This window comes from Leclercia adecarboxylata (assembly GCF_023639785.1).
GTDB classification, from domain to species: Bacteria; Pseudomonadota; Gammaproteobacteria; order Enterobacterales; family Enterobacteriaceae; genus Enterobacter; species Enterobacter adecarboxylatus_D.
On record NZ_CP098325.1, the window covers coordinates 3,692,097 to 3,717,461 of the forward strand.

General features: G+C 58.5%; 26 protein-coding genes. 11 read left to right on the forward strand and 15 right to left on the reverse strand.

Annotated elements, in window-relative coordinates:
* Nucleotides 1–116: 116 nt before the first annotated feature.
* Entirely contained in the window at nt 117–1,766 is a 1,650-nt protein-coding gene (locus NB069_RS17425) for an SgrR family transcriptional regulator (protein WP_250585582.1), read from the forward strand.
* 1 nt (nt 1,767) lies between these two features.
* Here NB069_RS17425 and NB069_RS17430 read toward each other — a convergent pair whose 3' ends face one another.
* On the reverse strand, nt 1,768–2,781 hold the full coding sequence (locus tag NB069_RS17430) for a LacI family DNA-binding transcriptional regulator (RefSeq protein ID WP_250585584.1): 1,014 nt from the start codon (nt 2,779–2,781) through the stop codon (nt 1,768–1,770).
* Nucleotides 2,782–3,025: 244 nt separating this feature from the next.
* On the opposite strand from NB069_RS17430, the gene ascF reads away from it, so the two are divergent.
* From ascF to NB069_RS17460, 6 genes are all read left to right on the forward strand, one after another.
* The gene (gene ascF, locus NB069_RS17435) at nt 3,026–4,477 is read left to right on the forward strand and encodes a PTS cellobiose/arbutin/salicin transporter subunit IIBC (protein ID WP_250585586.1); all 1,452 of its coding nucleotides are present in this window, start codon (nt 3,026–3,028) and stop codon (nt 4,475–4,477) included.
* 18 nt (nt 4,478–4,495) lie between these two features.
* Entirely contained in the window at nt 4,496–5,920 is a 1,425-nt protein-coding gene (locus tag NB069_RS17440; RefSeq protein ID WP_250585588.1) for a 6-phospho-beta-glucosidase, read from the forward strand.
* 193 nt (nt 5,921–6,113) lie between these two features.
* Entirely contained in the window at nt 6,114–7,112 is a 999-nt protein-coding gene (locus NB069_RS17445) for an ABC transporter substrate-binding protein (protein WP_250585590.1), read from the forward strand.
* A complete protein-coding gene (locus NB069_RS17450; RefSeq protein ID WP_250585592.1) occupies nt 7,112–8,149 on the forward strand; it encodes a FecCD family ABC transporter permease in 1,038 nt (345 codons plus the stop codon). The genes NB069_RS17445 and NB069_RS17450 overlap by 1 nt, the downstream gene beginning before the upstream one ends.
* Nucleotides 8,149–8,910 (forward strand): ABC transporter ATP-binding protein, encoded by a 762-nt coding sequence (locus NB069_RS17455; protein ID WP_250585593.1) that lies wholly within the window; start codon nt 8,149–8,151, stop codon nt 8,908–8,910. Before NB069_RS17450 ends, NB069_RS17455 begins: the two co-directional genes overlap by 1 nt.
* A 13-nt stretch (nt 8,911–8,923) precedes the next feature.
* Nucleotides 8,924–10,156 (forward strand): MFS transporter, encoded by a 1,233-nt coding sequence (locus NB069_RS17460; RefSeq protein ID WP_250585594.1) that lies wholly within the window; start codon nt 8,924–8,926, stop codon nt 10,154–10,156.
* A gap of 4 nt (nt 10,157–10,160) precedes the next feature.
* Here NB069_RS17460 and NB069_RS17465 read toward each other — a convergent pair whose 3' ends face one another.
* Complete coding sequence (locus tag NB069_RS17465; protein WP_250585595.1) at nt 10,161–10,505, reverse strand: nitrous oxide-stimulated promoter family protein; 345 nt, start codon at nt 10,503–10,505, stop codon at nt 10,161–10,163.
* A gap of 188 nt (nt 10,506–10,693) precedes the next feature.
* Here NB069_RS17465 and NB069_RS17470 point away from each other — a divergent pair, with 188 nt between their 5' ends.
* From NB069_RS17470 to NB069_RS17480, 3 genes are all read left to right on the forward strand, one after another.
* Nucleotides 10,694–10,924 carry a SymE family type I addiction module toxin gene (locus NB069_RS17470; protein ID WP_250585596.1) on the forward strand — a complete coding sequence of 77 codons (231 nt, stop codon included), beginning with the start codon at nt 10,694–10,696 and terminating at the stop codon, nt 10,922–10,924.
* A gap of 113 nt (nt 10,925–11,037) precedes the next feature.
* Nucleotides 11,038–13,599 carry a DNA mismatch repair protein MutS gene (mutS, locus tag NB069_RS17475; RefSeq protein ID WP_250585597.1) on the forward strand — a complete coding sequence of 854 codons (2,562 nt, stop codon included), beginning with the start codon at nt 11,038–11,040 and terminating at the stop codon, nt 13,597–13,599.
* Between the two features lie 134 nt (nt 13,600–13,733).
* Nucleotides 13,734–14,111 (forward strand): DUF4440 domain-containing protein, encoded by a 378-nt coding sequence (locus NB069_RS17480; protein ID WP_250585598.1) that lies wholly within the window; start codon nt 13,734–13,736, stop codon nt 14,109–14,111.
* Nucleotides 14,112–14,163: 52 nt separating this feature from the next.
* On the opposite strand, the gene rpoS is transcribed toward NB069_RS17480, so the two are convergent.
* Both rpoS and nlpD read right to left on the reverse strand, forming a co-directional pair.
* Nucleotides 14,164–15,156 carry an RNA polymerase sigma factor RpoS gene (rpoS, locus tag NB069_RS17485; protein WP_039029959.1) on the reverse strand — a complete coding sequence of 331 codons (993 nt, stop codon included), beginning with the start codon at nt 15,154–15,156 and terminating at the stop codon, nt 14,164–14,166.
* A gap of 60 nt (nt 15,157–15,216) precedes the next feature.
* Entirely contained in the window at nt 15,217–16,278 is a 1,062-nt protein-coding gene (nlpD, locus tag NB069_RS17490; RefSeq protein WP_350223421.1) for a murein hydrolase activator NlpD, read from the reverse strand.
* On the opposite strand from nlpD, the gene NB069_RS22560 reads away from it, so the two are divergent.
* Nucleotides 16,181–16,387, forward strand: a complete 207-nt coding sequence (locus NB069_RS22560) for a hypothetical protein (RefSeq protein WP_350223396.1) — start codon at nt 16,181–16,183, stop codon at nt 16,385–16,387. The two genes, nlpD and NB069_RS22560, sit on opposite strands and share 98 nt — an antisense overlap.
* Nucleotides 16,388–16,453: 66 nt before the next feature.
* Here NB069_RS22560 and NB069_RS17495 read toward each other — a convergent pair whose 3' ends face one another.
* The 11 genes from NB069_RS17495 to cysG form a co-directional block, all read right to left on the reverse strand.
* Entirely contained in the window at nt 16,454–17,080 is a 627-nt protein-coding gene (locus NB069_RS17495; protein ID WP_250585601.1) for a protein-L-isoaspartate(D-aspartate) O-methyltransferase, read from the reverse strand.
* The gene (gene surE / locus NB069_RS17500) at nt 17,074–17,835 is read right to left on the reverse strand and encodes a 5'/3'-nucleotidase SurE (protein WP_103180914.1); all 762 of its coding nucleotides are present in this window, start codon (nt 17,833–17,835) and stop codon (nt 17,074–17,076) included. Before surE ends, NB069_RS17495 begins: the two co-directional genes overlap by 7 nt.
* Nucleotides 17,816–18,865, reverse strand: a complete 1,050-nt coding sequence (truD, locus tag NB069_RS17505; protein WP_250585603.1) for a tRNA pseudouridine(13) synthase TruD — start codon at nt 18,863–18,865, stop codon at nt 17,816–17,818. Before truD ends, surE begins: the two co-directional genes overlap by 20 nt.
* Nucleotides 18,862–19,341 carry a 2-C-methyl-D-erythritol 2,4-cyclodiphosphate synthase gene (gene ispF, locus NB069_RS17510; protein WP_040074259.1) on the reverse strand — a complete coding sequence of 160 codons (480 nt, stop codon included), beginning with the start codon at nt 19,339–19,341 and terminating at the stop codon, nt 18,862–18,864. The genes truD and ispF overlap by 4 nt, the downstream gene beginning before the upstream one ends.
* Nucleotides 19,341–20,051 (reverse strand): 2-C-methyl-D-erythritol 4-phosphate cytidylyltransferase, encoded by a 711-nt coding sequence (ispD, locus tag NB069_RS17515; RefSeq protein WP_250585605.1) that lies wholly within the window; start codon nt 20,049–20,051, stop codon nt 19,341–19,343. Before ispD ends, ispF begins: the two co-directional genes overlap by 1 nt.
* A gap of 19 nt (nt 20,052–20,070) precedes the next feature.
* Nucleotides 20,071–20,382, reverse strand: a complete 312-nt coding sequence (gene ftsB / locus NB069_RS17520) for a cell division protein FtsB (RefSeq protein WP_250585607.1) — start codon at nt 20,380–20,382, stop codon at nt 20,071–20,073.
* A 167-nt stretch (nt 20,383–20,549) separates the two neighbouring features.
* Complete coding sequence (locus NB069_RS17525) at nt 20,550–20,873, reverse strand: DUF3561 family protein (protein ID WP_250585609.1); 324 nt, start codon at nt 20,871–20,873, stop codon at nt 20,550–20,552.
* A gap of 58 nt (nt 20,874–20,931) precedes the next feature.
* The gene (gene cysC / locus NB069_RS17530; RefSeq protein WP_250585611.1) at nt 20,932–21,537 is read right to left on the reverse strand and encodes an adenylyl-sulfate kinase; all 606 of its coding nucleotides are present in this window, start codon (nt 21,535–21,537) and stop codon (nt 20,932–20,934) included.
* The gene (gene cysN, locus NB069_RS17535; protein ID WP_250585613.1) at nt 21,537–22,964 is read right to left on the reverse strand and encodes a sulfate adenylyltransferase subunit CysN; all 1,428 of its coding nucleotides are present in this window, start codon (nt 22,962–22,964) and stop codon (nt 21,537–21,539) included. Before cysN ends, cysC begins: the two co-directional genes overlap by 1 nt.
* A 9-nt stretch (nt 22,965–22,973) precedes the next feature.
* A complete protein-coding gene (cysD, locus tag NB069_RS17540) occupies nt 22,974–23,882 on the reverse strand; it encodes a sulfate adenylyltransferase subunit CysD (protein WP_250585615.1) in 909 nt (302 codons plus the stop codon).
* Nucleotides 23,883–23,891: 9 nt separating this feature from the next.
* Nucleotides 23,892–25,250, reverse strand: coding sequence for a siroheme synthase CysG (gene cysG / locus NB069_RS17545; protein WP_250585617.1), 1,359 nt, complete (start codon nt 25,248–25,250; stop codon nt 23,892–23,894).
* Nucleotides 25,251–25,365 lie beyond the last annotated feature (115 nt).

Below are 25,365 nucleotides of genomic sequence, written 5' to 3' on the forward strand. Positions count from 1 at the left end.
GCCGGGAAAGAGGGAGATATCGCCCGGCAAAAAGCGGAACAGTTGCTACATCTCTCCCTTATTTCTTCCGTAAAACCCCCTACACTCTGACCATTGCCTCTTTCCCGGTAACGCTCATGCGTCAGCTACAGAAAATCCGCCAGTATCAACGACTCTCTGTGCATTACGGCTTTACGCCAAAACAGACCACCATTGCCGAAGTCGCCGAGGTGGCGCTGTGCAGCGAACGCCATGCGCGTACGCTGTTACGCCAGCTTAGCGAAAGCGGCTGGTTAAGCTGGCACGCCCAGCCGGGGCGCGGACATCGCGCCACCCTGCACTGCCTGGTCACCACCAGCGAACTCAGCGCCCCGCTCATGCATGCCTGCCTGGAGAAAGGAGATTATCAAAGCGCGTTACAGCTGGCGGACGGCGACCCGGCCAGCCTGCACCACATCATCACCCCGTTTCTTGGCGGCAAATGGCTCAAGCACCAGCCGACGCTGCGCATTCCCTGGTATCGCCCGCTCACCTCGCTGCATCCGGCCCTTCACCGACGGCGCGCCGAGCAACATATCATCTGCGCAGTCCACGCCGGCTTAACCCGCTGTGAACCGGGCCAGGCGCAGCCGGTAGCCGACCTGGCGCACCACTGGGCCTGCTCTGACGACGGCCTGCGCTGGCACTTTTATCTGCGCAGCGGCGCGCACTGGCATAACGGCCAGCCGATCGGCGATGACGACATCCTGGGTGCCTTCCAGCAGCTTTTGGCCGATCCGGCCCGCAACAGCGGGTTGTTGCATATTGACGCGGTCACCCTCGCCGCCCCCGGGTGTCTGGCAGTTTACCTGCATGCGCCGGATGCCCTGCTGGCCCATCGCCTGGCGCACCCTGTCTGCCGCCTGCCGCATCCCCGGCAGCCTGAGGTGGGCGCCGGGCCGTTCGCCATTGCCCGCCACCACTCGCATTTTTTGCGCCTTGAGCGCCAGCCCTGGTACTTTGCCGGCCACCCGCTGCTGCACGCCATTGAGTTCTGGCGTACCGGTATGGCGACCGATAAACCGGCATGGATAACGGTAGGCAAAGGCAACGCCCCGCAGGAGGCGGTCACCTCTACCAGCGGCGGATTCGCGTGGCTGATGGTGAATGCGAAGCTGCCCGTAGCGCTTGCCACCTGGCTGCGCCAGAGCCTGCTGACCCTCAACCAGCAGTGCTTCGACTGGCGTGAAGATCTCCAGACGCGGACAGAAATTCTTCCTGGCCTGCAGGTTCCGCACCTGCCCGCCCAGCCCGCTATCGCGCTGCCCGCCCACCTGACGCTGGTGTGCTACAACACGCCGGAACTGCGTGAACTGGCAGAGAAGTGGCGGGTTCAGTTACATCAGCATGGCTGCGAGCTGCACACCGACTGGAAAGATCGCGACGGCTGGTATGCCCCCGATACGCTGGCGGATGCCGATGTGCTGCTGGGGGATCATCTGGCGACCGGCATGGCCGGATTTGCGCTGGCGGAGTGGTTTATCTATGAGCCAGCCTGGGCTACGGCGCTGGGCGAGGCTGGCTGGGAGGCCGGGAAACAGCAGCTGATGCAAAACAGCAGCAGCGAAGCGCAGTTTGACGCCAGCCTGACGTCCTTTTTTCAACGCCTGCTGGCGGAAGGCCGCTGCACGCCGCTGTTCCACTATCGCTACCGGATCAACGCCCTGGAAAACGTGCAGGATATGGTGCTGACCGCGGGCGGCTGGCTGGACTTTACCCGTGCCTGGCTACCCCCGGCCGCGCTGTAGATCAGCGGTGCGGGCCGGGGATCGCTGAATCACGCAGGATGAGCTCTCCGGCGAAGGTCTGGCGGAAGGTGAAGTCCCCGCCGTCGAGCATAAAGATCAGACGGCTGATGGTCTCTTTCACCATCTCGGTCACCGGCACGCGCACGCTGGAGAGCGAAGGCACGATGTACGGCGCCATTGCAATGTCATCGAAACCCACCACCGACACCGCTTCCGGCACGGCGACCCCGCTGTCGTGAAGCTGCTTGATGGCGCCAATCGCCATATCGTCGTTACTCGCCACCAGCGCGGTAAAGCTTTCGCCGCGCGCAAGCAGCGTAGCCACGCCCGCCGCGCCGCTGGCCGGGTTCCATTTGCCTTCAACAATCAGCGATTCGCGCAGGGGAATGCGGTGCGCAGCAAGGGCGTCTTTGTAGCCGGAAAGACGTTCAATCCCGGTAGGGGAATCCAGCGATCCGGTAATAAACGCAATATCGCGATGGCCCTGTTCGATAAGGGTTGATACCGCCGCCTGGCTGGAGGCTTTATGATCTGACCAGACGCAGTGGCTGCTGTTTTTGCGCAGACGACGGTTGAGCACGATCACCGGCTGCTCGTGCTTCTGGATAATCTCGTCCATCTCATCGACGCTGAGAAAACGCGGATAGATGATGATCGCATCGCAGCGCATATCCAGCAGATACTGAATCGCGGCACGCTCTTCATCGGCGCTGTGCTTACCGTCGGCGAGGATCAGCTGACGCCCTTTTTCCTCGGTCATTCGCGCCGCATGGAAAAGCAGCTCGCTGAAATAGACCCCGTGGTAGAGGGTGTTCGTCACCACCAGCCCGAGGGTCTGCGTGCTTTTGGTCGCCAGGTTCCGCGCCAGTAAATTGGGCCGGTAGCCGCTCTCTGCAATCGCCTGAAAAACCCTGTCTTTTGTCTCCTGGCTCACGTAGCCATTGCCCGAAAGCACCCGGGAAACCGTCGCCTTCGAAACCCCTGCCCGCTTCGCCACTTCCAGCATCGTGGTCATGCATCTGTTCCGTCTTAATCCAGTGAGCGGCAGTGTACTGCACCGCGCGAAAATTGTCGCAGCGTGGATCGCACGCTTTTTAATGCGACAGGTGATCGCCATCACGAATCTAAAAAATGGCTAAAACGTGATCTTGTTTGATCGGATGAAACTCTTCATGATTTTGTGGAACCGGTTTCCTATATAAGTTTCATCGCTCACCCCGATGAAAACGTACCTTACTGATAAAACAGGATACAACCCGATGGCCAAAAATTATGCTGCGCTGGCTAATGCCGTTGTCAGCGCGCTCGGCGGCAAAGAGAACATCGTCGCCGTCACCCACTGCATGACCCGGCTGCGCTTCGTGGCGAAAGATGAGAGCCTGATCGACAGCGCCGCGCTTAAGCGCATCAGCGGCGTGCTGGGGGTTGTGCGCAACGACAACCAGTGCCAGGTGATCATCGGCAATACCGTTTCTCAGGCGTACCGCGAGGTGGTGAGCCTGCTGCCCGCCGACCTGCAGCCTGCCGCGCCGCAGGGGCCGCAAAAACTGACCTTCAGGCGCGTTGGCGCGGGCATTCTTGATGCGCTGATCGGCACGATGTCTCCGCTGATCCCGGCGATCATCGGTGGGTCGATGGTCAAACTGCTGGCGATGATCCTGGAGATGACCGGCGCGTTGACCAAAGGCGATCCGACGCTGACGATCCTTACCGTTATCGGCGACGGCGCGTTCTTCTTCCTGCCGCTGATGGTGGCCGCCTCTGCTGCCGTGAAATTCAAAACCAACATGTCGCTGGCCATCGCCATTGCGGGCGTGCTGGTTCACCCGAGCTTTATCGAGCTGATGGCTAAAGCGGCACAGGGCGAGCACGTTGAGTTCGCGTTTGTGCCGGTCACGGCGGTGAAATATACCTACACGGTGATCCCGGCGCTGGTCATGACCTGGTGCCTGTCCTATATCGAGCGCTGGGTGGACAGAATTACCCCGGCGGTGACCAAAAACTTCCTGAAACCAATGCTGATCGTGCTGATTGCCGCCCCGCTCGCCATCGTCCTGATTGGGCCCCTGGGGATCTGGATCGGTAGCGCCATCTCCGCCCTGGTGTACACCATTCACGGCTATCTGGGCTGGCTCTCTGTCGCCATCATGGGCGCCCTGTGGCCGCTGCTGGTGATGACCGGGATGCATCGCGTCTTTACCCCAACCATCATTCAGACCATTGCCGAAACCGGCAAGGAAGGGATGGTGATGCCGTCTGAAATCGGCGCCAACCTGTCGCTCGGCGGTTCATCGCTGGCGGTAGCATGGAAAACGAAAAACCCGGAACTGCGCCAGACGGCGCTGGCGGCAGCCGCTTCCGCCATTATGGCGGGGATCTCTGAACCGGCGCTGTACGGCGTGGCGGTTCGCCTGAAACGTCCGCTGATTGCGAGCCTGATCAGCGGCTTTATCTGCGGAGCCGTCGCCGGGATCGCCGGGCTGGCCAGCCACTCGATGGCGGCACCGGGCCTGTTTACCAGCGTCCAGTTCTTCGACCCGGCCAACCCGATGTCCATCGTCTGGGTATTCGGGGTGATGGCCCTGGCCGTGGTGCTCTCTTTTGTGCTGACCCTGATTCTGGGCTTCGAAGATATCCCGGTTGAAGACGAAGCAGAAAAAGCGCGTGCGCTGCAATCTGCGCCGGTTCAGGCCAAAGCCGCACAAGCATAAATTTATAGCGAGGTAAGAATGTCAGTTTTTCCACAAGGATTTTTATGGGGCGGCGCACTGGCCGCTAACCAGAGCGAAGGCGCATACCGCGAAGGCGGCAAGGGCCTGACCACCGTCGACATGATCCCTCACGGCGCCAACCGTCTGGCGGTCAAGATCGGCAAGGAAAAACGCTTTTCGCTGCGTGACGACGAGTTCTATCCCAGCCACGACGCGATCGATTTTTACCATCGCTATAAGGAAGACATCGCCTTAATGGCCGAGATGGGCTTCACGGTTTTCCGCACCTCCATTGCCTGGAGCCGTCTCTATCCCAACGGCGACGAACCGCTGCCTAATAAAGAAGGCATTGCCTTTTACCGGGCGGTGTTTGAAGAGTGCAAAAAGTACAACATCGAGCCGCTGGTGACGCTCTGCCACTTCGACGTGCCGATGCACCTGGTAACGGAGTACGGCTCGTGGCGCAACCGCAAGATGGTCGACTTCTTTGCCCGCTACGCCCGCACCTGCTTTGAGGAATTTAACGGGCTGGTGAAATACTGGCTCACCTTCAACGAGATCAACATTATGCTTCACAGCCCGTTCTCCGGCGCCGGGCTGGTGTTTGAGGAAGGTGAAAACGAAGATCAGGTGAAGTATCAGGCGGCGCACCACGAGCTGGTCGCCAGCGCGCTGGCAACCAAAATCGCCCACGAGGTCAACCCGCAAAACCAGGTCGGCTGCATGCTGGCGGGCGGCAACTTCTACCCTTACTCCTGCAAACCAGAAGACGTGTGGATGGCGCTGGAGAAAGACCGGGAGAACCTGTTCTTTATCGATGTCCAGGCCCGCGGCAGCTACCCAGCTTACTCTGCCCGCGTGTTCCGCGAAAAGGGCGTGGTGATTGTGAAGGATCCGGGCGATGACGCGCTGCTGAAAAACACCGTCGATTTTGTCTCGTTCAGCTATTACGCCTCCCGCTGCGCCTCGGCCGACATGAATGCCAACAACACCAGCGCGGCCAACATCGTTAAATCCCTGCGTAACCCGCACATTGAGGTGAGCGAGTGGGGCTGGGGCATCGACCCGCTGGGCCTGCGTATCACCATGAACATGATGTACGACCGCTACCAGAAGCCGCTGTTCCTGGTGGAGAACGGCCTGGGGGCAAAGGATGAGATTGACGCCAACGGCGAGATCAACGACGACTACCGCATCAGCTACCTGCGGGAGCATATCCGCGCGATGGGCGATGCGATAGAAGATGGCATTCCGCTGATCGGCTACACCAGCTGGGGCTGTATCGATCTGGTGGCCGCGTCAACGGGGGAGATGAGCAAACGCTACGGCTTTATCTATGTCGATCGCGATGATGCCGGCAAAGGTACGCTCGATCGCAAACGCAAAAAATCCTTCTGGTGGTATAAGAAAGTGATCGCCAGCAACGGTGCCGATCTGGATTAACCTGCCTTTTTGCCGGGCGGCGCGCTGCTTGCCCGGCCTGCAAAACCTATCCAATTCTTATAATTTCAATAAGTTATTATCATTCATTGACACTATGAATATATCATTGTATAAAACTCCGCCGTAATAAATGATATTCATTCTCAGCCAGGCTTCCGGCTGTCATAAATAAATTAATGAAGGATAGCGTTTCATGAAAAAGGTCATCAGCGCATTAGGATTGCTGATCGCGACAGCCGGTTCTGCCTTTGCGACCACATACCCTCTGACGATTGAGAACTGCGGGTATAAAGAAACCTTCACCAAAGCACCGGAACGCGTGGTCGCGCTGGGCCAGAACACGGTCGAAATTCTGCTGCTGCTGGGCCTGGAGGATAAGGTGACCGCCAGCGCTTTCTGGCCGACCAAAGTGCTGCCTGAACTTGCTGAAAAGAACAAAAAAGTCAAAACGCTGACCGTCGAGATCCCGACGCTGGAATCTATCCTGGCGCAAAACCCGGACTTCGTTCCGGCCCAGTTGCCGCTGCTGCTGGGGCCAGAGAGTAAAGTCGCCAAACGCGAAGATCTCGCCACCGTAGGCGTGAACAGCTATATGTCACCGGGCATGTGCGCCACCAAAAAAGACATTGGCGATATGTACGGCAGCCGCCAGAAGCTGTGGGACATGAGCTTCCTGTATAAAGAGATCGAAGATTTCGCCACAATCTTCAACGTCGAAGATCGCGGTCAGGCCCTGATTGCCGATTTTAAAAAGCGCGAAGCCGACCTGCGCGCTGAATTCAGCAAAAACAAAAAAGATCTGTCGTTCGTCTTCTGGTTCTCCAGCTCCTCCCCCTCCTCTGACGCCTACGTCGGCGGTAAAAACAGCGCCTCCGGGTTTATCGCCAACGTGCTGGGCGGCCATAACGCCATCACCTCCGAGACCGAATGGCCGACCGTGGGCTGGGAGAGCATTATCGCCGCCAACCCGGACGTGATCGTGGTCTCCAGCCTCGACCGCAACCGCTGGGCGCTGGATAACGCCGAGGAAAAAATTAAATTCCTGAAGAGCGATCCGGCCGTCAGCCAGCTGGATGCGGTGAAAAAAGGCCACATCGTGGTGATGGACGGCCAGGCCATGAACCCGACCATCCGCACAATTTACGGCGCGGAGCAGATTGCTGACCAGCTCAGAAAGATGGGACTGAATTAATGACCGCAGTGGTTCAACAGACCCGACAAAGCTGGCTGCTGCCGGCGTCGGGTTTCCTGGCGGTGGTGGCGTTACTGCTGGTTATCGCCTTTGGCGTCAGCGTGGGGGAGTTATCGATCCCCCTGCAGAGCGTGGTTTACGCCATTACCAATAAAATGGGCTTAACCGCAGAGCCGCTCAATCGCATTTACGAGAGCGTGATCTGGGACTTTCGCCTGAGCCGGGCGCTGGTGGCGGCCTGCTGCGGCGCCGGTCTGGCTATCTGCGGCGCGGTGCTGCAAAGCCTGCTGAAGAACGCCCTCGCGGAGCCTTACGTGCTGGGCGTGTCAGCCGGGGCGTCAACCGGTGCGGTCTCCGTCGTAGTGCTGGGCATTGGCAGCGGCGCCGTGACCCTTTCCGCAGGTGCCTTTGCCGGGGCGTTTACCGCCTTCGCGTTTGTGGCTCTGCTCACCAACGGTGCCCGCGGTGGCAGCGAGCGCACGATTCTTGCCGGGGTCGCGGCTTCGCAGCTGTTTAACGCCATTACCGCCTGGACCGTCAGCACCTCGGCCAGCGCGCAGCAGGCGCGTGACGTGATGTTCTGGCTGTTGGGCAGTTTTAGCGGCGTGAGATGGCCGGAATTCCAGCTGGCGCTGGTTGCGGTGCTGGTGGGTCTGGCGATCTGTCTTTATTACGCCCGGGCGCTGGACGCCTTCACCTTTGGCGACGATGCCGCCGCCTCGCTGGGGATCGCCGTGCCCTGGGTACGCCTGATCCTGTTCATCGTCACCGCGTTAATGACGGCAACCATCGTCAGCATGGCAGGCTCCATTGGCTTTGTCGGCCTGGTAGTACCCCATATGATGCGCTTCTTCTTTGGTCCGTTACACCGCACGCTGCTTATCGCCAGCGCGCTGGCGGGCGCCATTCTGATGGTGCTGGCGGATATCGCCTCCCGCCTGCTGATCGCCCCGCAAAGCCTGCCGGTCGGCGTCGTTACCGCGCTGGTGGGGGTGCCATTCTTTGCCGTGATTATCTATCGTTCAAGGAATAAGTGATGAGCATCACTGCTGAAAATATCACCTGGAAGGTGGGTAAAAAGGTCATCGTTGATAATGTCTCGCTGGCCGTATCCCAGGGGCAGACCGTCGGCCTGCTGGGGCCAAACGGCTCCGGCAAATCGTCGCTGCTGCGGATCCTGGCCGGCTTGCGCCGCCCCCATAGCGGCACCGTCGCGGTGGACGGCAAAAGCATCACCGGCATCCCTAAAAAGCAGCTCGCCCGTCGGATCGCTTTTGTGGAACAGCACGGCATGACCGATGCCAACATGCGCGTGCGTGACGTGGTAAAACTGGGGCGTATTCCTCACCACTCCCCTTTCTCCGGCTGGACGGCGCAGGATGACGAAACGGTTACCCAGGCGCTGAAAACCGTGGATATGCTGCATCACAGCGAGCAGGGCTGGCTGAGTCTCTCGGGCGGTGAGCGTCAGCGGGTGCACATCGCCCGGGCGCTGGCGCAGATGCCGACCGAAATCCTGCTGGATGAACCCACCAACCACCTCGACATTCATCATCAGATGCAGCTGATGCAGTTGATCAGCCAGTTGCCGGTCACCAGCATCGTCGCCATTCACGATCTTAATCACGCCTCCATGTTCTGCGATGCGCTTATTGTCATGCAGAAGGGACGCGTGGTCGCCAGCGGCACGCCGCAGGCGATCCTTACCGAAGAGCTGCTGTGGGAGATTTTCCGGGTGAAAACCCGTATTGAGCTCTCCCCCGACCATGGCAAAAAACACATTCACTTCCTCGTCTGAGGCGAGGTAACAGGTGACATTAATTCGTCCCGCCACGCAACTCTGGCCGCCCGTTCTGCTGGGCAGCCAGTTTGTTTTCAACATCGGTTTTTATGCCGTCGTCCCCTTCCTGGCGATCTTTTTACGTGACGATATGCTGCTTTCGGGCGGGCTTATCGGCCTGGTGCTCGGACTGCGCACCTTCTCGCAGCAGGGGATGTTTATCGTCGGCGGCGCCCTCTCCGACCGCTACGGTGCGCGCATCATTATTCTTTGCGGCTGTGTCGTGCGGGTGGTGGGCTATCTGCTGCTGGCCTTTGGTTATAGCCTGCCCGTCATTATCGCCGGGGCGTGCCTTACCGGAATTGGCGGCGCGCTGTTCTCCCCCTCCATCGAAGCGTTACTGGCAAAAGCCGGAACCCGCAGCGAGGCACAGGGCAAACGCAGCCGCGCCGAGTGGTTTGCCCTTTTTGCGGTGTGCGGCGAGCTGGGGGCGGTGCTTGGCCCGGTCGCGGGCGCCCTGCTCACGGGCCTGGGATTTCGCCAGGTGGCGCTGGCGGGTGCCGCGGTCTTTGTCGTGGCGCTGATTGTGCTGTTCTTCTGTCTGCCTGCAGGGACACATAAAAACCAGCCGCTGCACATCACGCCGTGGTGGACCACCTTTCGCCAGCCGCGGTTCGTGGCTTTTATCATCGCCTGGAGCAGCTGGTTGTTAAGCTATAACCAGCTCTATCTGGCGCTGCCGGTGGAGATCCAGCGCGCGGGCGGAAGCGAGAAAGATCTCGGCCCGCTGTTTATGCTGGCCTCCGGGCTGGTGATCCTCTTTCAGCTGCCGCTGGCGCGTTTTGCCCGGCGGGTGGGCGCGGTGCGGATCCTGCCTGTCGGATTTTTGCTTATCGCCGCCGCCTTTGTCAGCGTCGCGCTGTTTGCTGCCTCAGAGCCTGCGGCCGGGTTGTGGCGCCTGCTGCCTGCGGCCTGTTTCGTCACGCTGCTGACCACCGGTCAGATGCTGCTGGTCCCTGCGGGGAAAGATGTGGTGCCATGGTTTGCCAGCGAATTGACCCTGGGCGCGCACTATGGCGCGCTGGCCACCGCTGGCGGCTGTGCGGTACTGGCGGGAAATTTACTGCTTGGCGATCTGCTCGACCAGGCGCTGATCCCGTCCGTCGGGGCGATGTATCCGTGGCTGGTGCTGGCGGTGTTCCCGCTGTGCAGCGCCATCGCCATGGTGGTGATTTGCCGCCCGATGCACAGGCCACAAGCCTGAGGAGTTACTTTTTCGGGCGGTACTTTTCCGGTAGCTCAGGTACCGGGCGGCGGTCGTCGATCAGATGGCGCACGGTTAAAATCGGGTGACGCCACAGCATGCGCGGCCCCGCCCAGCGCATCACCTGTTTCATCTCTTCACGTTTAGCTGGCTGATAGCAGTGAACCGGACACTGCTTGCAGGCCGGTTTCTCTTCGCCAAAGACGCACTTATCCAGCCGCTTGTCGGCGTACGCGTTCAGCGCCGCGTAGTGCCCCGTTTCTTTCGACGCCTGCGGACACTGCTTTTCATACAGCGCGATCATCTTACGGATGGTCTCTTTCTCGCGTGCGATGCGTTTTCCTGACATAGCCTGATACCTGTGTAGAAGTTGCATGAATAATACGCCTTTCAAATCCGATCTTCAGCCCGATTTCATTTTTACATTCTATTTCCTGAAGACGCCTCGCAGTTATGCATTTGTCGCCAGCGCATTTTACTGGCATTTTATACAGGTGTTTGTATCACCGGATCCTTGCCTGAGAAAAAGGAGTTTCTATGTCAGATATCTGTATTTCCCGATCCAGCCGTCAGCTCACCGTGGGCTATTTCAGAAAACGTCACGAAGATCGCAAAACCAAGATCCCGACGCGCTACAGCGTACACGCCGCGCTGAGCTTAAAGGGCGCCTGGCTCGAGGAAGCCGGTTTTACAACCCACTCCCGGGTACGGGTGCAGGTTGAACAGGGGAAATTAGTGATTGAACTGGTTACGGAAGAGGGCTCGTAAAGTCACGACATTTTGCTGCGCCGGGTCTTTTTTTCATGCGACAATAGCGCCATTACACGACCCTGACGTCGCCTGAAACGCACTATTTTCAAAGAAATGGACATCATCATTCCATGACCACAACTGATAATTTTGACGCCCATACCCCGATGATGCAGCAGTACCTGAAGCTGAAAGCTCAGCATCCGGAGATCCTGCTCTTTTACCGGATGGGCGACTTTTACGAGCTGTTTTATGACGATGCGAAACGCGCCTCGCAGCTGCTCGACATCTCCCTGACCAAACGCGGGGCGTCGGCAGGTGAACCTATCCCGATGGCCGGTATTCCGCACCATGCGGTAGAGAACTACCTGGCGAAGCTGGTCAATCAGGGGGAATCGGTCGCCATCTGCGAACAGATTGGCGATCCGGCCACCTCAAAAGGCCCGGTCGAGCGCAAGGTGGTGCGCATCGTCACCCCTGGTACCATCAGCGATGAAGCGCTGTTGCAGGAGCGCCAGGATAACCTACTCGCCGCCATCTGGCAGGACAGCAAAGGCTTCGGGTACGCCACGCTGGATATCAGCTCCGGCCGTTTTCGCCTGAGCGAACCGGCCGACCGTGAAACCATGGCCGCCGAACTGCAGCGCACCAACCCTGCGGAACTGCTGTATGCCGAAGATTTTGCCGGGATGGGTCTGCTTGAAGGCCGTCGCGGCCTGCGTCGGCGTCCGCTGTGGGAGTTCGAAATCGACACCGCGCGCCAGCAGCTCAACCTGCAGTTTGGCACCCGCGACCTGACCGGCTTTGGCGTTGAGAATGCGCCGCGCGGCCTTTGCGCTGCGGGCTGTTTGCTGCAGTACGTAAAAGATACCCAGCGCACCGCCCTGCCGCATATCCGCTCCATTACCATTGAGCGCCAGCAGGACAGCATCATTATGGATGCCGCCACCCGCCGCAATCTGGAGATCACCCAGAACCTGTCCGGCGGCGTGGAAAACACGCTGGCCTCGGTGCTCGACAGTACCGTCACCCCCATGGGCAGCCGCATGCTCAAACGCTGGCTGCACATGCCGGTGCGTGATACCGCCACGCTCACCGGGCGCCAGCAGACCATTGGCGCTCTGCAGGACAGGTACACCGAGCTGCAGCCGGTATTGCGCCAGGTGGGCGATCTTGAACGTATTCTGGCGCGGCTGGCGCTGCGCACCGCACGCCCGCGCGATTTAGCCCGCATGCGCCACGCCTTCCAGCAGCTGCCTGAACTGCGCGGCCAGCTGGCGGAGATCGACTGCGCTCCGGTGCAGAAACTGCGCGAGGCGATGGGTGAATTTAGCGAGCTTCGCGAGCTGCTGGAAAAGGCCATCATTGATGCCCCACCGGTCCTGGTTCGAGATGGTGGCGTTATCGCCCCAGGCTATAACGAAGAGCTGGACGAGTGGCGCGCGCTGGCCGACGGCGCGACGGATTATCTGGATAAACTGGAGATCCGCGAGCGTGAACGGCTCGGGCTGGATACGCTGAAAGTGGGCTATAACGCGGTACATGGCTACTTCATTCAGATCAGCCGCGGCCAGAGCCACCTGGCGCCTATTCACTATGTGCGCCGCCAGACGCTGAAAAATGCCGAGCGTTACATTATTCCTGAGCTGAAAGAGTACGAAGACAAGGTGCTTACCTCTAAGGGTAAAGCCCTGGCGCTGGAAAAACAGCTGTATGACGCCCTGTTCGATATACTGATGCCGCACCTCGCGGATCTACAACAGAGCGCCGCTGCGCTGGCTGAACTGGACGTGCTGGTTAACCTTGCGGAACGTGCTGAGACGTTGAACTACTGCTGCCCGACCTTTACCGATAAGCCTGGCGTACGTATTACCGAGGGGCGTCATCCGGTGGTCGAGCAGGTGCTGAACGAACCCTTCATCGCCAACCCGCTAAACCTGTCCCCGCAGCGCCGGATGCTGATCATTACCGGGCCGAACATGGGCGGTAAAAGTACCTATATGCGCCAGACGGCGCTGATTGCGCTGCTGGCTTACATCGGCAGCTACGTTCCGGCGCAAAAGGTGGAGATCGGCCCTGTCGATCGCATCTTCACCCGCGTTGGCGCGGCGGACGATCTGGCGAGCGGGCGTTCCACCTTCATGGTAGAGATGACCGAAACCGCCAATATTCTGCACAACGCCACGGAATACAGCCTGGTGCTGATGGATGAGATTGGCCGTGGGACGTCCACCTATGACGGCCTCTCGCTGGCGTGGGCCTGTGCCGAAAGCCTGGCCAATAAGATTAAGGCGCTGACCCTGTTTGCCACCCACTACTTCGAGCTGACGCAGCTGCCTGAGAAAATGGAGGGGGTGGCGAACGTTCATCTGGATGCGCTGGAGCATGGCGATACCATCGCCTTTATGCACACCGTGCAGGATGGCGCGGCGAGCAAAAGTTACGGCCTGGCCGTGGCAGCGCTGGCGGGAGTGCCGAAAGAGGTGATCAAGCGTGCGCGCCAGAAGCTGCGCGAGCTGGAAAGCCTAGCGCCAAACGCGGCGGCCACCCAGGTGGACGGCACGCAGATGTCGCTGCTGGTGCCTGCAGAAGAGACCTCCCCGGCACTTGAAGCGCTGGAAAACCTCGATCCGGATTCTCTCACGCCGCGCCAGGCGCTGGAGTGGATCTATCGGTTAAAGAATCTGGTGTAGTTCTCGCCCGGTGGCGCTGCGCTTACCGGGCCTACGGATCCGCCGACATCACACTTGCAGGCCGGGTAAGGCGTAGCCGCCACCCGGCTTTTTATCAGGTAGAGCGTCCACAGAATGAGATTAAAGGAGAAAAAATGACCTGCTACGAAAATGAAATTATCGATGCCCACATCGCATTAGAAAACTGGTTAGGTCAGGGAGAAGGCGATCTTGCCGCCCTGCTCGCCCGTTTTCGTCAGGACTTCCTGATGATCGCTCCCAGCGGCGCGCACCTGGATTACCCCGCACTCGCGCGTTTCCTTGAAGAACAACGCGGCAGCCGTCCGGGTCTGAAAATTGTGATTGATGAATTAACGACATTACAGACCTGGGACAACGGCGCGGTGCTTCACTACCGTGAAACGCAGACCCGCCCGGATCAGCCGGTAAACGTGCGCTGGTCCAGTGCCGTTCTGCATCAGGAAAGTAACACCCTCACCTGGCGACTGCTACACGAAACCGCACAGCCCTGAAACAAAAGAAAAAGGCCAGTCTCTCGACTGGCCTTTTTTGACGAAAAGGTGCTTACTCGCGGAACAGCGCTTCGATATTCAGACCTTGTCCCTGCAGGATTTCACGCAGGCGACGCAGACCTTCTACCTGAATCTGACGAACACGTTCACGGGTCAGGCCGATTTCACGACCGACATCTTCCAGTGTTGCAGCTTCATACCCCAGCAGACCGAAACGACGTGCCAGCACTTCACGCTGTTTGGCGTTCAGTTCGAACAGCCATTTGACGATGCTCTGTTTCATATCATCGTCCTGCGTGGTGTCTTCCGGGCCGTTGTCTTTTTCATCGGCCAGGATGTCCAGCAGCGCTTTCTCGGAATCGCCACCCAGCGGGGTGTCGACAGAGGTAATACGCTCATTGAGACGCAGCATACGGCTGACATCATCAACAGGTTTATCAAGCTGTTCGGCAATCTCTTCCGCGCTTGGCTCGTGGTCCAGCTTATGGGACAACTCGCGTGCGGTACGCAGATAAACGTTCAACTCTTTCACAATGTGAATAGGCAGTCGAATCGTACGGGTCTGGTTCATGATTGCCCGTTCGATGGTCTGTCGGATCCACCAGGTCGCATAAGTTGAGAAACGGAACCCACGTTCTGGGTCAAATTTCTCTACTGCGCGGATCAGCCCCAGGTTGCCCTCTTCAATCAGATCCAGCAGAGCCAGACCACGATTGCTGTAACGACGGGCAATCTTAACCACCAGACGCAGGTTACTTTCGATCATGCGACGACGTGAAGCCACATCACCACGTAATGCCCGGCGCGCGAAGTAAACTTCCTCTTCGGCTGTTAACAGTGGAGAGTATCCAATCTCCCCAAGGTAAAGCTGAGTCGCGTCCAGCACACGTTGAGTGGCCCCCTGCGATAACAGCTCTTCTTCAGCTAAATCGTTATCACTGGGTTCCTCTTCTACTAAGGCTTTTTCGTCAAAAGCCTCTGCTCCGTTCTCATCAAACTCCGCGTCTTCATTTAAATCATGAACTTTCAGCGTATTCTGACTCATAAAGGTGGCTCCTACCCGTGATCCCTGAGCGAGACAACCAAAGTGGTTTATCCCGCCAAATTATCGCTGCGGCAAATACTGCAGCGGGTTTACGGATTTCCCCTTGTAACGAATTTCAAAATGCAAGCGTGTAGAACTGGTTCCGGTGCTACCCATGGTAGCTATTTTTTGCCCCGCCTTAACTTCTTGTTGTTCCCGGACCAGCATCGTATCGTTATGGGCGTAGGCACTCAGGTAATCATCGTTGTGTTTGATGATAATAAGATTACCGTAACCGCGCAGAGCGTTACCGGCGTATACAACACGACCATCTGCGGTCGCGATAATAGCCTGTCCCTTACTCCCTGCGATATCGACCCCTTTATTTCCCCCCTCGGAGGAAGAAAAGTTCTCGATAACCTTGCCTTCAGTCGGCCAGCGCCACGAAGAGATCGTTGAGCTGGACGTCACACTGCTGGCAACGGGTGCGGTAGAGCTAACCACAGGTGCCGTAACGGGCGCCGTGACAACGGTCGTAGTCCCCTTATTATTCGGCAACATCTTGTTAGCACTCTGTTCACCTGAATCCTCAGAATACGTAATTGTCGGTTGCGACGCAACCACCGTGCTTGATTTTTGCACAGGCGTCACACTGTTATTTTGCGCCGTCACATCAGCCGCAGAAACGGTGTTGCCAGGCGTTAGCGGTTTACCCGTTGCGTTACCAACCTGCAGCGTCTGGCCGACTTCCAGACCATACGGGGCCTGGACGTTATTTCGCTGCGCAAGATCACGGAAATCGTTCCCGGTAATCCAGGCAATATAGAAGAGCGTATCGCCGCGTTTAACGGTATAGGTGCTGCCGCCGGTATAGCTTCCTTTCGGAATGTTCCCATACTTACGGTTATACACAATGCGGCCATTTTCGGTCTGAACAGGCTGATCCACTGGCTGAATCTGAGTTGGCTGGGTAACCGGTGGCTGTACAGGCTGAATTTGCGGAGTTTGCTGTGCCGCCGGAGTACTCATTTGAGGGGTGATCAGCATGCCGCCGGATGGATTACCAGAACTGGTACCGTTGCTGCCGCCAACCGAACTCACAGGCGCAGGGGCATTATTCGAAGTACAACCCGCCAGCCAGATTGAAACCAGTGACAATGCCGCAACACGGCTGATGGTGAATTTTGGGCTTCCCGCGCTCATTTATCCCCCAGGATTATTTTTAATTACCAGTGACTTAAAATTACCGTAGTGTCACAACGTTTTGCGCCACACCATACGCTGAATTTGCCCGAAAAACCCTGGAATAATCCGAGTCTCAGGCCAGCTCTCCTTTCACCAGGGGCACGAAACGTACGGCTTCTACGGTATCGATGATGAACTCGTTGCCCCGTCGACAAACACGCTTCAACAGCTGATGTTCATCGCCCACCGGTAAAACGAGGATCCCGCCGTCATCCAGCTGCGCCATCAGCGCATCCGGGATCTCAGGCGGTGCAGCCGTCACGATAATGGCATCAAACGGGCCGCGTGCCTTCCAGCCCTGCCAGCCATCCCCGTGACGGGTAGAAATATTGTGTAAATCGAGCTGCTTGAGGCGACGGCGCGCGTGCCACTGAAGCCCTTTAATGCGTTCAACCGAGCAGACATGATGCACCAGGTGCGCCAGAATAGCGGTCTGATATCCCGAACCGGTGCCAATCTCCAGCACCCGCGAGTCCGGGGTCAGCTCCAGCAGCTCGGTCATGCGCGCCACCATATAGGGCTGGGAGATGGTTTGCCCCTGCCCTATCGGCAACGCGACGTTTTCCCAGGCTTTGTGCTCAAACGCCTCATCCACGAATTTTTCCCGCGGCACCCGCGAGATGGCGTCCAGCACCCGCTCGTCAGCAATACCCTGACTGCGTAATTGATTCAGAAGAGTTTGTACACGATTGCTTACCATTGCGAGCTCACCCCGGCACGATCCAGCCAGCCTGATACCACATCCTGCGCGTTGTGCGCGGTCAAATCTACATGTAGTGGGGTAACGGAAACGTAGCCTTCATCCACGGCGGCAAAATCGGTATCCGGCCCGGCATCGTGCTTTTCGCCCGGCGGGCCAATCCAGTACAGCGTGTTACCGCGTGGATCTTCCTGCGGGATCACTTTATCCGCCGGATGACGGCTACCGCAGCGCGTCACGCGGATACCTTTGATCTGATCCAGCGGCAGGTCCGGCACGTTGATGTTAAGGATGCGTCCGGTACGCAGCGGCTCGCGGCTCAGCGCACGCAGAATGGCGCAGGTGACCGCCGCGGCGGTGTCATAATGCTGATGGCCGTTGAGCGAAACCGCCAGAGCAGGAAAGCCGAGGTGGCGGCCTTCCATTGCGGCGGCTACCGTTCCGGAGTAGATCACGTCATCGCCCAGGTTGGGTCCGGCATTGATGCCGGAAACCACCACATCCGGGCGGGGACGCATCAGCGCATTGACGCCCAGAAAGACACAGTCGGTGGGAGTGCCCATCTGAACGGCGATATCGCCGTTGTCGAAGGTAAAGGTGCGAAGAGACGACTCGAGGGTTAACGAGTTAGAGGCACCGCTGCGGTTACGATCGGGAGCCACCACCTGCACCTCGGCGAACTCACGTAGCGCTTTAGCCAGGGTCTGAATGCCTGGCGCATGGATCCCGTCATCGTTACTCAGCAATATTCGCATAGTCACCCGAAGTGTTGATAAGTTCCCTGACAACACTGGTGGCAAAGCTGCCAGCCGGCAGCCAGAAACGTAGCTCGACGGTTACGTCATCCCACCAGTTCCAGCTCAGCTGCTGCGGATAGAGCAGCATCGCCCGGCGTGCCGCTTCGACTTTTTCCCGCACCAGCAGTGAGCATAACTCTGTTTCATCGGCGATGGCATCCTGCTCAAAGCGCAGCGCATCACCCTGCGGACCCCAGTCGCCGGTACCCGGCAGGGCCGCAGTGATCAGCAGGGTTTTCGCATTGACGCGCGCCTGCACATCGCTCATTTCTTCATCAGTGGCGACAAACCAGCTGCCGCGTCCCGCTAATTGTAGCGCATCGCCGACAACAACTTGATTCGCGTCTGTTTTTTTCAGTCGCTCGCTGACGATTTGATTAAACAACGCGCTGCGGGCTGCCGACAACCAAAAACTGCGTTTATTGCGATCCCGCACCGGTGCATTGCTTTGCGCCCAGCGCAGTGCGCCCTGCAGGTTACTGCCGCCAATGCCAAAACGCTGCGCGCCGAAGTAGTTCGGCACGCCCTGCTCGTTGATGGCGTTAAGACGCTGTTCGACCTCATCGCGGTTGCTCACCTCGCGCAGCACCAGGGTAAAGGCGTTGCCCTTGAGCGCCCCGAGGCGCAATTTGCGCTTGTGGCGGGCATATTCCAGAACCTGACAGCCTTCAAGCTGGAACTGGCTTAAATCGGGCATTCCATTACCCGGCACCCGCGCGCAGAGCCACTGTTCCGTTACGGCGTGTTTGTCTTTCTGGCCCGCAAAGCTCACTTCACGAGGGTGAATTTTCAGGAACTTCGCCAGCGCCTCGGCGACAAAACGGGTGTTGCAGCCGTTTTTCAGGATCCGCACCAGAATGTGCTCGCCCTCACCGTCCGGCTCAAAGCCCAGATCTTCGACCACCACGAAATCTTCCGGATTGGCTTTCAGCAGGCCCGTGCCCTGCGGTTTACCGTGCAGGTACGTCAGGTTGTCGAAGTCCGTCATTTGGCCGCCTTCACCAGCAGAGCCACGGCTTCGCAGGCAATGCCTTCACCCCGGCCGGTAAAGCCGAGCTTCTCGGTGGTGGTCGCTTTGACGTTAACATCATCCATATGGCAGCCGAGATCTTCAGCAATAAAAACGCGCATCTGAGGGATGTGCGGCAGCATTTTCGGCGCCTGGGCAATAATGGTCACATCCACGTTACCGAGGGTAAAGCCTTTGGCCTGGATACGGCGCCAGGCTTCGCGCAGCAGCTCACGGCTGTCGGCGCCTTTAAAGGCCGGATCGGTGTCCGGGAACAGCTTGCCGATATCGCCCAGCGCCGCCGCACCCAGCAGCGCGTCGGTTAACGCGTGCAGGGCAACATCGCCATCAGAATGCGCCAGCAGTCCTTTTTCATAAGGGATGCGTACGCCGCCAATGATAATTGGGCCCTCGCCGCCAAAGGCGTGTACGTCAAAACCATGTCCAATTCGCATTATGCCTTCTCCTGATGGGTCGAACGGGTAAGATAAAATTCTGCCAGCTGTAAATCTTCGGGACGCGTCACTTTTATATTATCTGCGCGCCCTTCAATCAGTTCCGGGTGAAAACCGCAGTACTCCAGCGCCGAGGCTTCGTCGGTGATGGTTGCCCCTTCGTTCAACGCACGGGTTAAACAGGCGTGCAGCAGCTCGCGGGGGAAAAACTGCGGCGTGAGCGCATGCCAGAGATCGACGCGCTCCACGGTATGCGCGATGGCCGGAAGCCCTGGCTCGCCGCGTTTCATGGTATCGCGAACCGGCGTCGCCAGAATGCCGCCAACGCGGCTGGTTTCGCTGATGGCCAGCAGCCGCGCCAGATCGTCCTGATGCAGGCACGGACGCGCCGCATCATGCACCAGCACCCACTGTGCGTCTCCGGCGGCCTGCAATCCCGCCAGCACCGAATCGGCACGCTCTGCGCCGCCGTCAACCATGGTCACCTGCGGGTGGCTGGCAAGCGGCAGCGCGGCAAAGCGGGCATCCCCCGGACTGATAGCGATAATGACCCGCGTCACGCGTGGGTTCGCCAGCAGCGCCGCCACGGTGTGCTCGAGGATCGTTTTATCACCAATTGAAAGGTATTGTTTAGGACATTCAGTCTGCATGCGCCGGCCAAACCCGGCGGCTGGCACAACGGCGCATACGTTCGAAAAAGTTACTGCCATGGCGTAATCCTGGGCCTGATTATCGAGTGTTTTGTATTGAGCCCTGGTTGCGTTTAGACGCATCCGGCACCAGACGATAGAAGGTTTCGCCCGGTTTAGTCATGCTGAGTTCGTTGCGCGCGCGCTCTTCAATGGCTTCCTGGCCGCCATTGAGATCGTCAATTTCCGCAAACAGCTGATCGTTTCGCGCTTTAAGTTTGCTGTTTGTAGCCTGCTGCGCCGTCACATCGTCGCTGACGCGACTGTAATCGTGAAGGCCGTTCTTACCGAACCACAGCGAATACTGAAGCCAGACCAGCAGAGCCAGCAACAGCAGCGTAAGTTTACCCATCCTGCCCCCTGAAAAACGGCATCATCATCCCATAACTCTCCCCACGACTCTACATCGGGGCTACAGAGATGCCGCAACATTGCGGGCAAATGTACCACATTTTTTTTGCATATTCGCGCAAGCCAACAATGTCACATAGTTGGTTACGGTTTGCATTATGGATGAACTTATCCCATGAGCCACAAAAATAACAGTCCGACCATTGCCACCACCGTCATCACGGTGAAAAACGAACTGTAGAGCAGCTTGCCGTTAAGCAGAGAGTGCAGCGCGATCCCCACCACAACGGCGACGGGCATCAGTGCCAGGAAGAAGGGCCAGGTATAGAGGAAGAAGAAGAGCGTGTTGCTGCCATAAAACAGGAAAGGGATCCCCAGTGCCATCAGCCATGACGCAAAGCCGACAATCGCCCCAGGAAAAGACCAGGTCGTCTCGTCGTTTGCCGATACTGTGTCCGACCCGGTGATAATGTAGTTTTCACTGTTCCGCATAGCTGATCCTGTGACCGTGACATATTGATGGAGATTAAGCATCCCCATCAATACCATCTCAGGATCTGATAATATCGCCCTGCCGGAGCAGGTCTAATAATTGGCTTACTAAATTTGTTACCAATTGTTGACCTTCAAGGTGAATATCCGGGGTTTCCGGCGCTTCGTAGACCGCATCAATGCCGGTGAAATTCTTCAGCTCGCCGGCGCGGGCCTTTTTGTACAGCCCCTTCGGATCGCGCTGTTCGCAAATGTCCAGCGGGGTATCGACAAAGACCTCAATGAAGCGGCTGTTGCCCACCCGCTCACGCACCATCTGCCGCTCGGCGCGGTGCGGTGAGATAAAGGCCGTTAACACCACCAGCCCGGCATCGGCCATCAGGCTGGCGACTTCGCCCACCCGACGGATGTTCTCTTTACGATCTTCATCGCTAAAACCGAGATCGCTACACAGGCCGTGGCGCACGTTGTCGCCATCCAGCAGATAGGTGCTGACGCCAACGTTGTGCAGCGCCTCTTCAAGCGCGCCCGCGACGGTAGACTTACCGGACCCGGAGAGCCCGGTAAACCACAGCACAACCCCACGGTGACCGTGGAGTTGTTCGCGATCGTCCACCGTGACCGGATGAGGATGCCAGACGACGTTCTCATCATGCTGCGCCATTACTTGCCTCCCAGCAGATCGCGCGCGCCCCAGTGCGGGAAGTGTTTGCGCACCAGCGCGTTCAGCTCCAGCTCAAAGGCGCTGAATTCAGACGGCACCGCGCTTGCCTGTTCGTGCGGCTCACGCACCATCCCTGCGCCAACGGTGACGTTGGTCAGACGGTCGATAATGATTAAGCCCCCGGTCACCGGGTTCTGCTGATACCGATCCAGCATCAGCGGTTCGTCGAAGGTGAAATCCACCAGACCAATGCCGTTCAGCGGCAGCTCAGTCACGCTGTGCTGCGCCAGGTTGTTGATGTCGACCTGGTACTGCACGCCATCCACCCGGGCACGGGTTTTCTTTCCGGCAATTTTGATGTCGTAGCTCTGGCCCGGGCTCAGGGGCTGCTCGGCCATCCACACCACATCAATGGAAGCACTCTGCACCGCAGGCAGCGTCTCTTGTGCATCCACCAGCAGGTCGCCGCGGCTGATATCAATTTCGTCTTTCAGCACCAGCGTGACCGCCTCTCCTGCTCCGGCTTCCTGCAGATCGCCATCAAAGGTGACGATGCGGGTGATCGCGGATTCCACGCCGGACGGCAGGACCTTCACGCGCTGGCCTACCTGCACGCTGCCGGAGGCAAGGGTGCCGGAGAAGCCGCGGAAATCGAGATTCGGACGGTTCACGTATTGCACCGGGAAACGCATCGGCTGCGTTTCAACGCTGCGCTGGATCTCAACGGTCTCCAGCACTTCCAGCAGCGTCGGGCCGCTGTACCACGGCATGCTCACACTCTGGGACGCCACGTTATCCCCTTCCAGCGCCGACAGCGGCACAAAGCGGATGTCGAGGTTGCCCGGCAGCTGCCCGGCAAAGGTCAGGTAACTTTCACGGATCTCGTTAAACTTCTCTTCGCTGAAGTTGACCAGGTCCATTTTGTTGACCGCCACCACCAGGTGTTTGATCCCAAGCAAAGTGGAGATAAAGCTGTGGCGACGGGTCTGATCCAGCACCCCTTTACGGGCGTCGATCAGCAGGATCGCCAGGTCGCAGGTGGATGCGCCGGTCGCCATATTACGGGTGTACTGCTCATGCCCCGGGGTGTCGGCGATAATAAATTTGCGCTTTTCGGTAGAGAAGTAGCGATAGGCCACGTCGATGGTGATGCCCTGCTCGCGCTCCGCCTGCAGGCCATCCACCAGCAGGGCCAGATCGAGTTTCTCGCCCTGGGTGCCGTGGCGCTTGCTGTCGTTGTGCAGCGAAGAGAGCTGATCTTCATAGATCTGACGGGTATCGTGCAGCAGACGGCCAATCAGGGTGCTTTTCCCGTCGTCCACGCTGCCGCAGGTCAGAAAACGCAGCAAACTTTTGTGCTGCTGGGCGTGCAGGTAGGCTTCGACGCCGCCTTCATTGGCGATCTGTTGAGCAATAGTGGTATTCATGGCGGCTCCTTAGAAATAACCCTGACGTTTCTTCAGCTCCATCGAGCCTGCCTGGTCGCGGTCAATCACGCGCCCCTGTCGCTCGCTGGTGGTTGAGACCAGCATCTCTTCAATGATCTCCGGCAGCGTCTGCGCGTCAGATTCCACCGCGCCGGTCAGCGGCCAGCAGCCGAGGGTACGGAAACGCACCATCCGCTTTTTGATCACTTCCCCAGGCTGCAGATCGATGCGATCGTCGTCCACCATCATCAGCATGCCGTCGCGCTCCAGCACCGGGCGTTCAGCCGCCAGATACAGTGGAACGATCTCGATATTTTCCAGATAGATGTACTGCCAGATATCCAGTTCAGTCCAGTTGGAGAGCGGGAAGACGCGAATGCTTTCGCCTTTGTTAATCTGGCCGTTGTAGTTGTGCCACAGCTCAGGGCGCTGGTTTTTTGGGTCCCAGCGATGGAAGCGATCGCGGAAGGAGTAGATGCGCTCCTTGGCACGGGATTTCTCTTCGTCGCGGCGGGCGCCGCCGAAGGCGGCATCAAAGTCGTATTTGTTCAGCGCCTGCTTCAGCCCTTCGGTTTTCATGATATCGGTATGTTTACCGCTGCCGTGCACGAACGGGTTAATGCCCATTGCCACCCCTTCCGGGTTTTTATGCACCAGCAGTTCGCAGCCGTACGCTTTGGCGGTACGGTCACGGAACTCATACATTTCGCGGAATTTCCAGCCGGTATCCACATGCAGCAGCGGGAACGGCAGCGTGCCAGGGTAAAACGCTTTACGCGCCAGGTGCAGCATTACGCTGGAGTCTTTCCCGATGGAGTACATCATTACCGGATTAGCAAACTCAGCGGCCACTTCGCGGATAATATGAATACTTTCCGCTTCCAGTTGCCGCAGGTGCGTCAGTCGTTTTTGATCCATAACCGTTCCTTAAGCCAGAGTCACCACAGAAGAGCCAAACCCTTCTGTGTCTGTTGTGTTTTGAAACCAGGCGAGCGTGCTGTGCAGCTGCACCACTTCACCCACCACAATCAGGGCGGGCATCGGGGCGTCTTTCGCGAGGGTTGCAAGGTGTTGTAGTGTTCCGGTGGTCACGCGCTGATCGACGCGCGTGCCGCGGGATATCACCGCCACAGGCGTATTCGCATCGCGCCCGTGGCGAATCAGTTGTTCGCTAATTTCCGCCGCTTTCATGGTGCCCATGTAGATGGCGAGCGTCTGTCGGCTTTGCGCCAGATGCGTCCAGTCAAACGGGGTGCTGTCGGCCTTGTAGTGGCCGGTGACAAAGGTGACGCTCTGGGCGTAATCACGGTGCGTCAGCGGAATACCGGCATAGGCGGTAACCGCCGAGGCCGCGGTGATCCCCGGCACCACCTGGAAAGGCACACCCGCTTCGGCTGCCGCCTGTAGCTCTTCGCCGCCGCGACCGAAGATAAAGGGATCGCCCCCTTTCAGGCGCACCACGGTTTTGCCCTCTCTGGCCGCCGCAATCAGCATCTGGTTGGTGTCGTGCTGGGGAACGGCGTGTCCACCCGCGCGTTTACCCACGCAGATTTGCTCAGCGTCGCGACGAATCAGCTCGCGCACGCCGTCGCTCACCAGGTGGTCATAGAAGACGACGTCGGCATCCTGCAGCACCTGCAAACCGCGCAGGGTCAGCAGGCCGGCATCACCGGGCCCTGCCCCCACCAGAATGATCTCTCCGCCACTGCTGCCGGGATTATCCAGTTCGTCTTCGAGAAGCTGCTGGGCTGCCGTCTCATTGCCAGCCTGCATCAGGCTGGCAAAGCGCCCTCTGAACACGCGCTCCCAGAAGCGGCGGCGCTCCGCCACGCTGGTCAGGCGGGTTTTCAGGTGGTTACGCCAGAAGCTGGCCTTCTCGGCCATCCGGCCAAGGCTTGTCGGCAGCAGCGCTTCGATTTTTTCCCGCAATACACGGGCCAGCACCGGGGCGGTACCGCCGGAGGAGATCGCCACCAGCAGCGGGGAGCGGTCAACAATGGACGGAAAGATAAACGAGCATAAAGGCTGGTCGTCCACCACGTTCACCAGACGGTGACGGGCATGGGCAGCATCCGAGACGCGCTGGTTGAGCGCCGGGTTATCGGTGGCGGCAATGACCAGCACCACATTGTCGATTTGCGATTCAGCAAAGTCCGCTTCGGCAACAACCTGCACGCGAGCGCCCGCCCGGTGTAAAAAGGCAATTTTGCGCTCAGCGATTTCGCCGCTGCCGACAACCAGTACCGGGCGGTCTTTTACGGCAGCGAATAAAGGAAGGTAATCCACAATGCTACAACTCGCTAACAATCAGGAATAGTGGGACTATAGGGGGCGGCTACGAGCGAATGAAATTACGAATTGGAATGAGTAGTTACTCAATGGAATAACGCTCTGAAAAAGC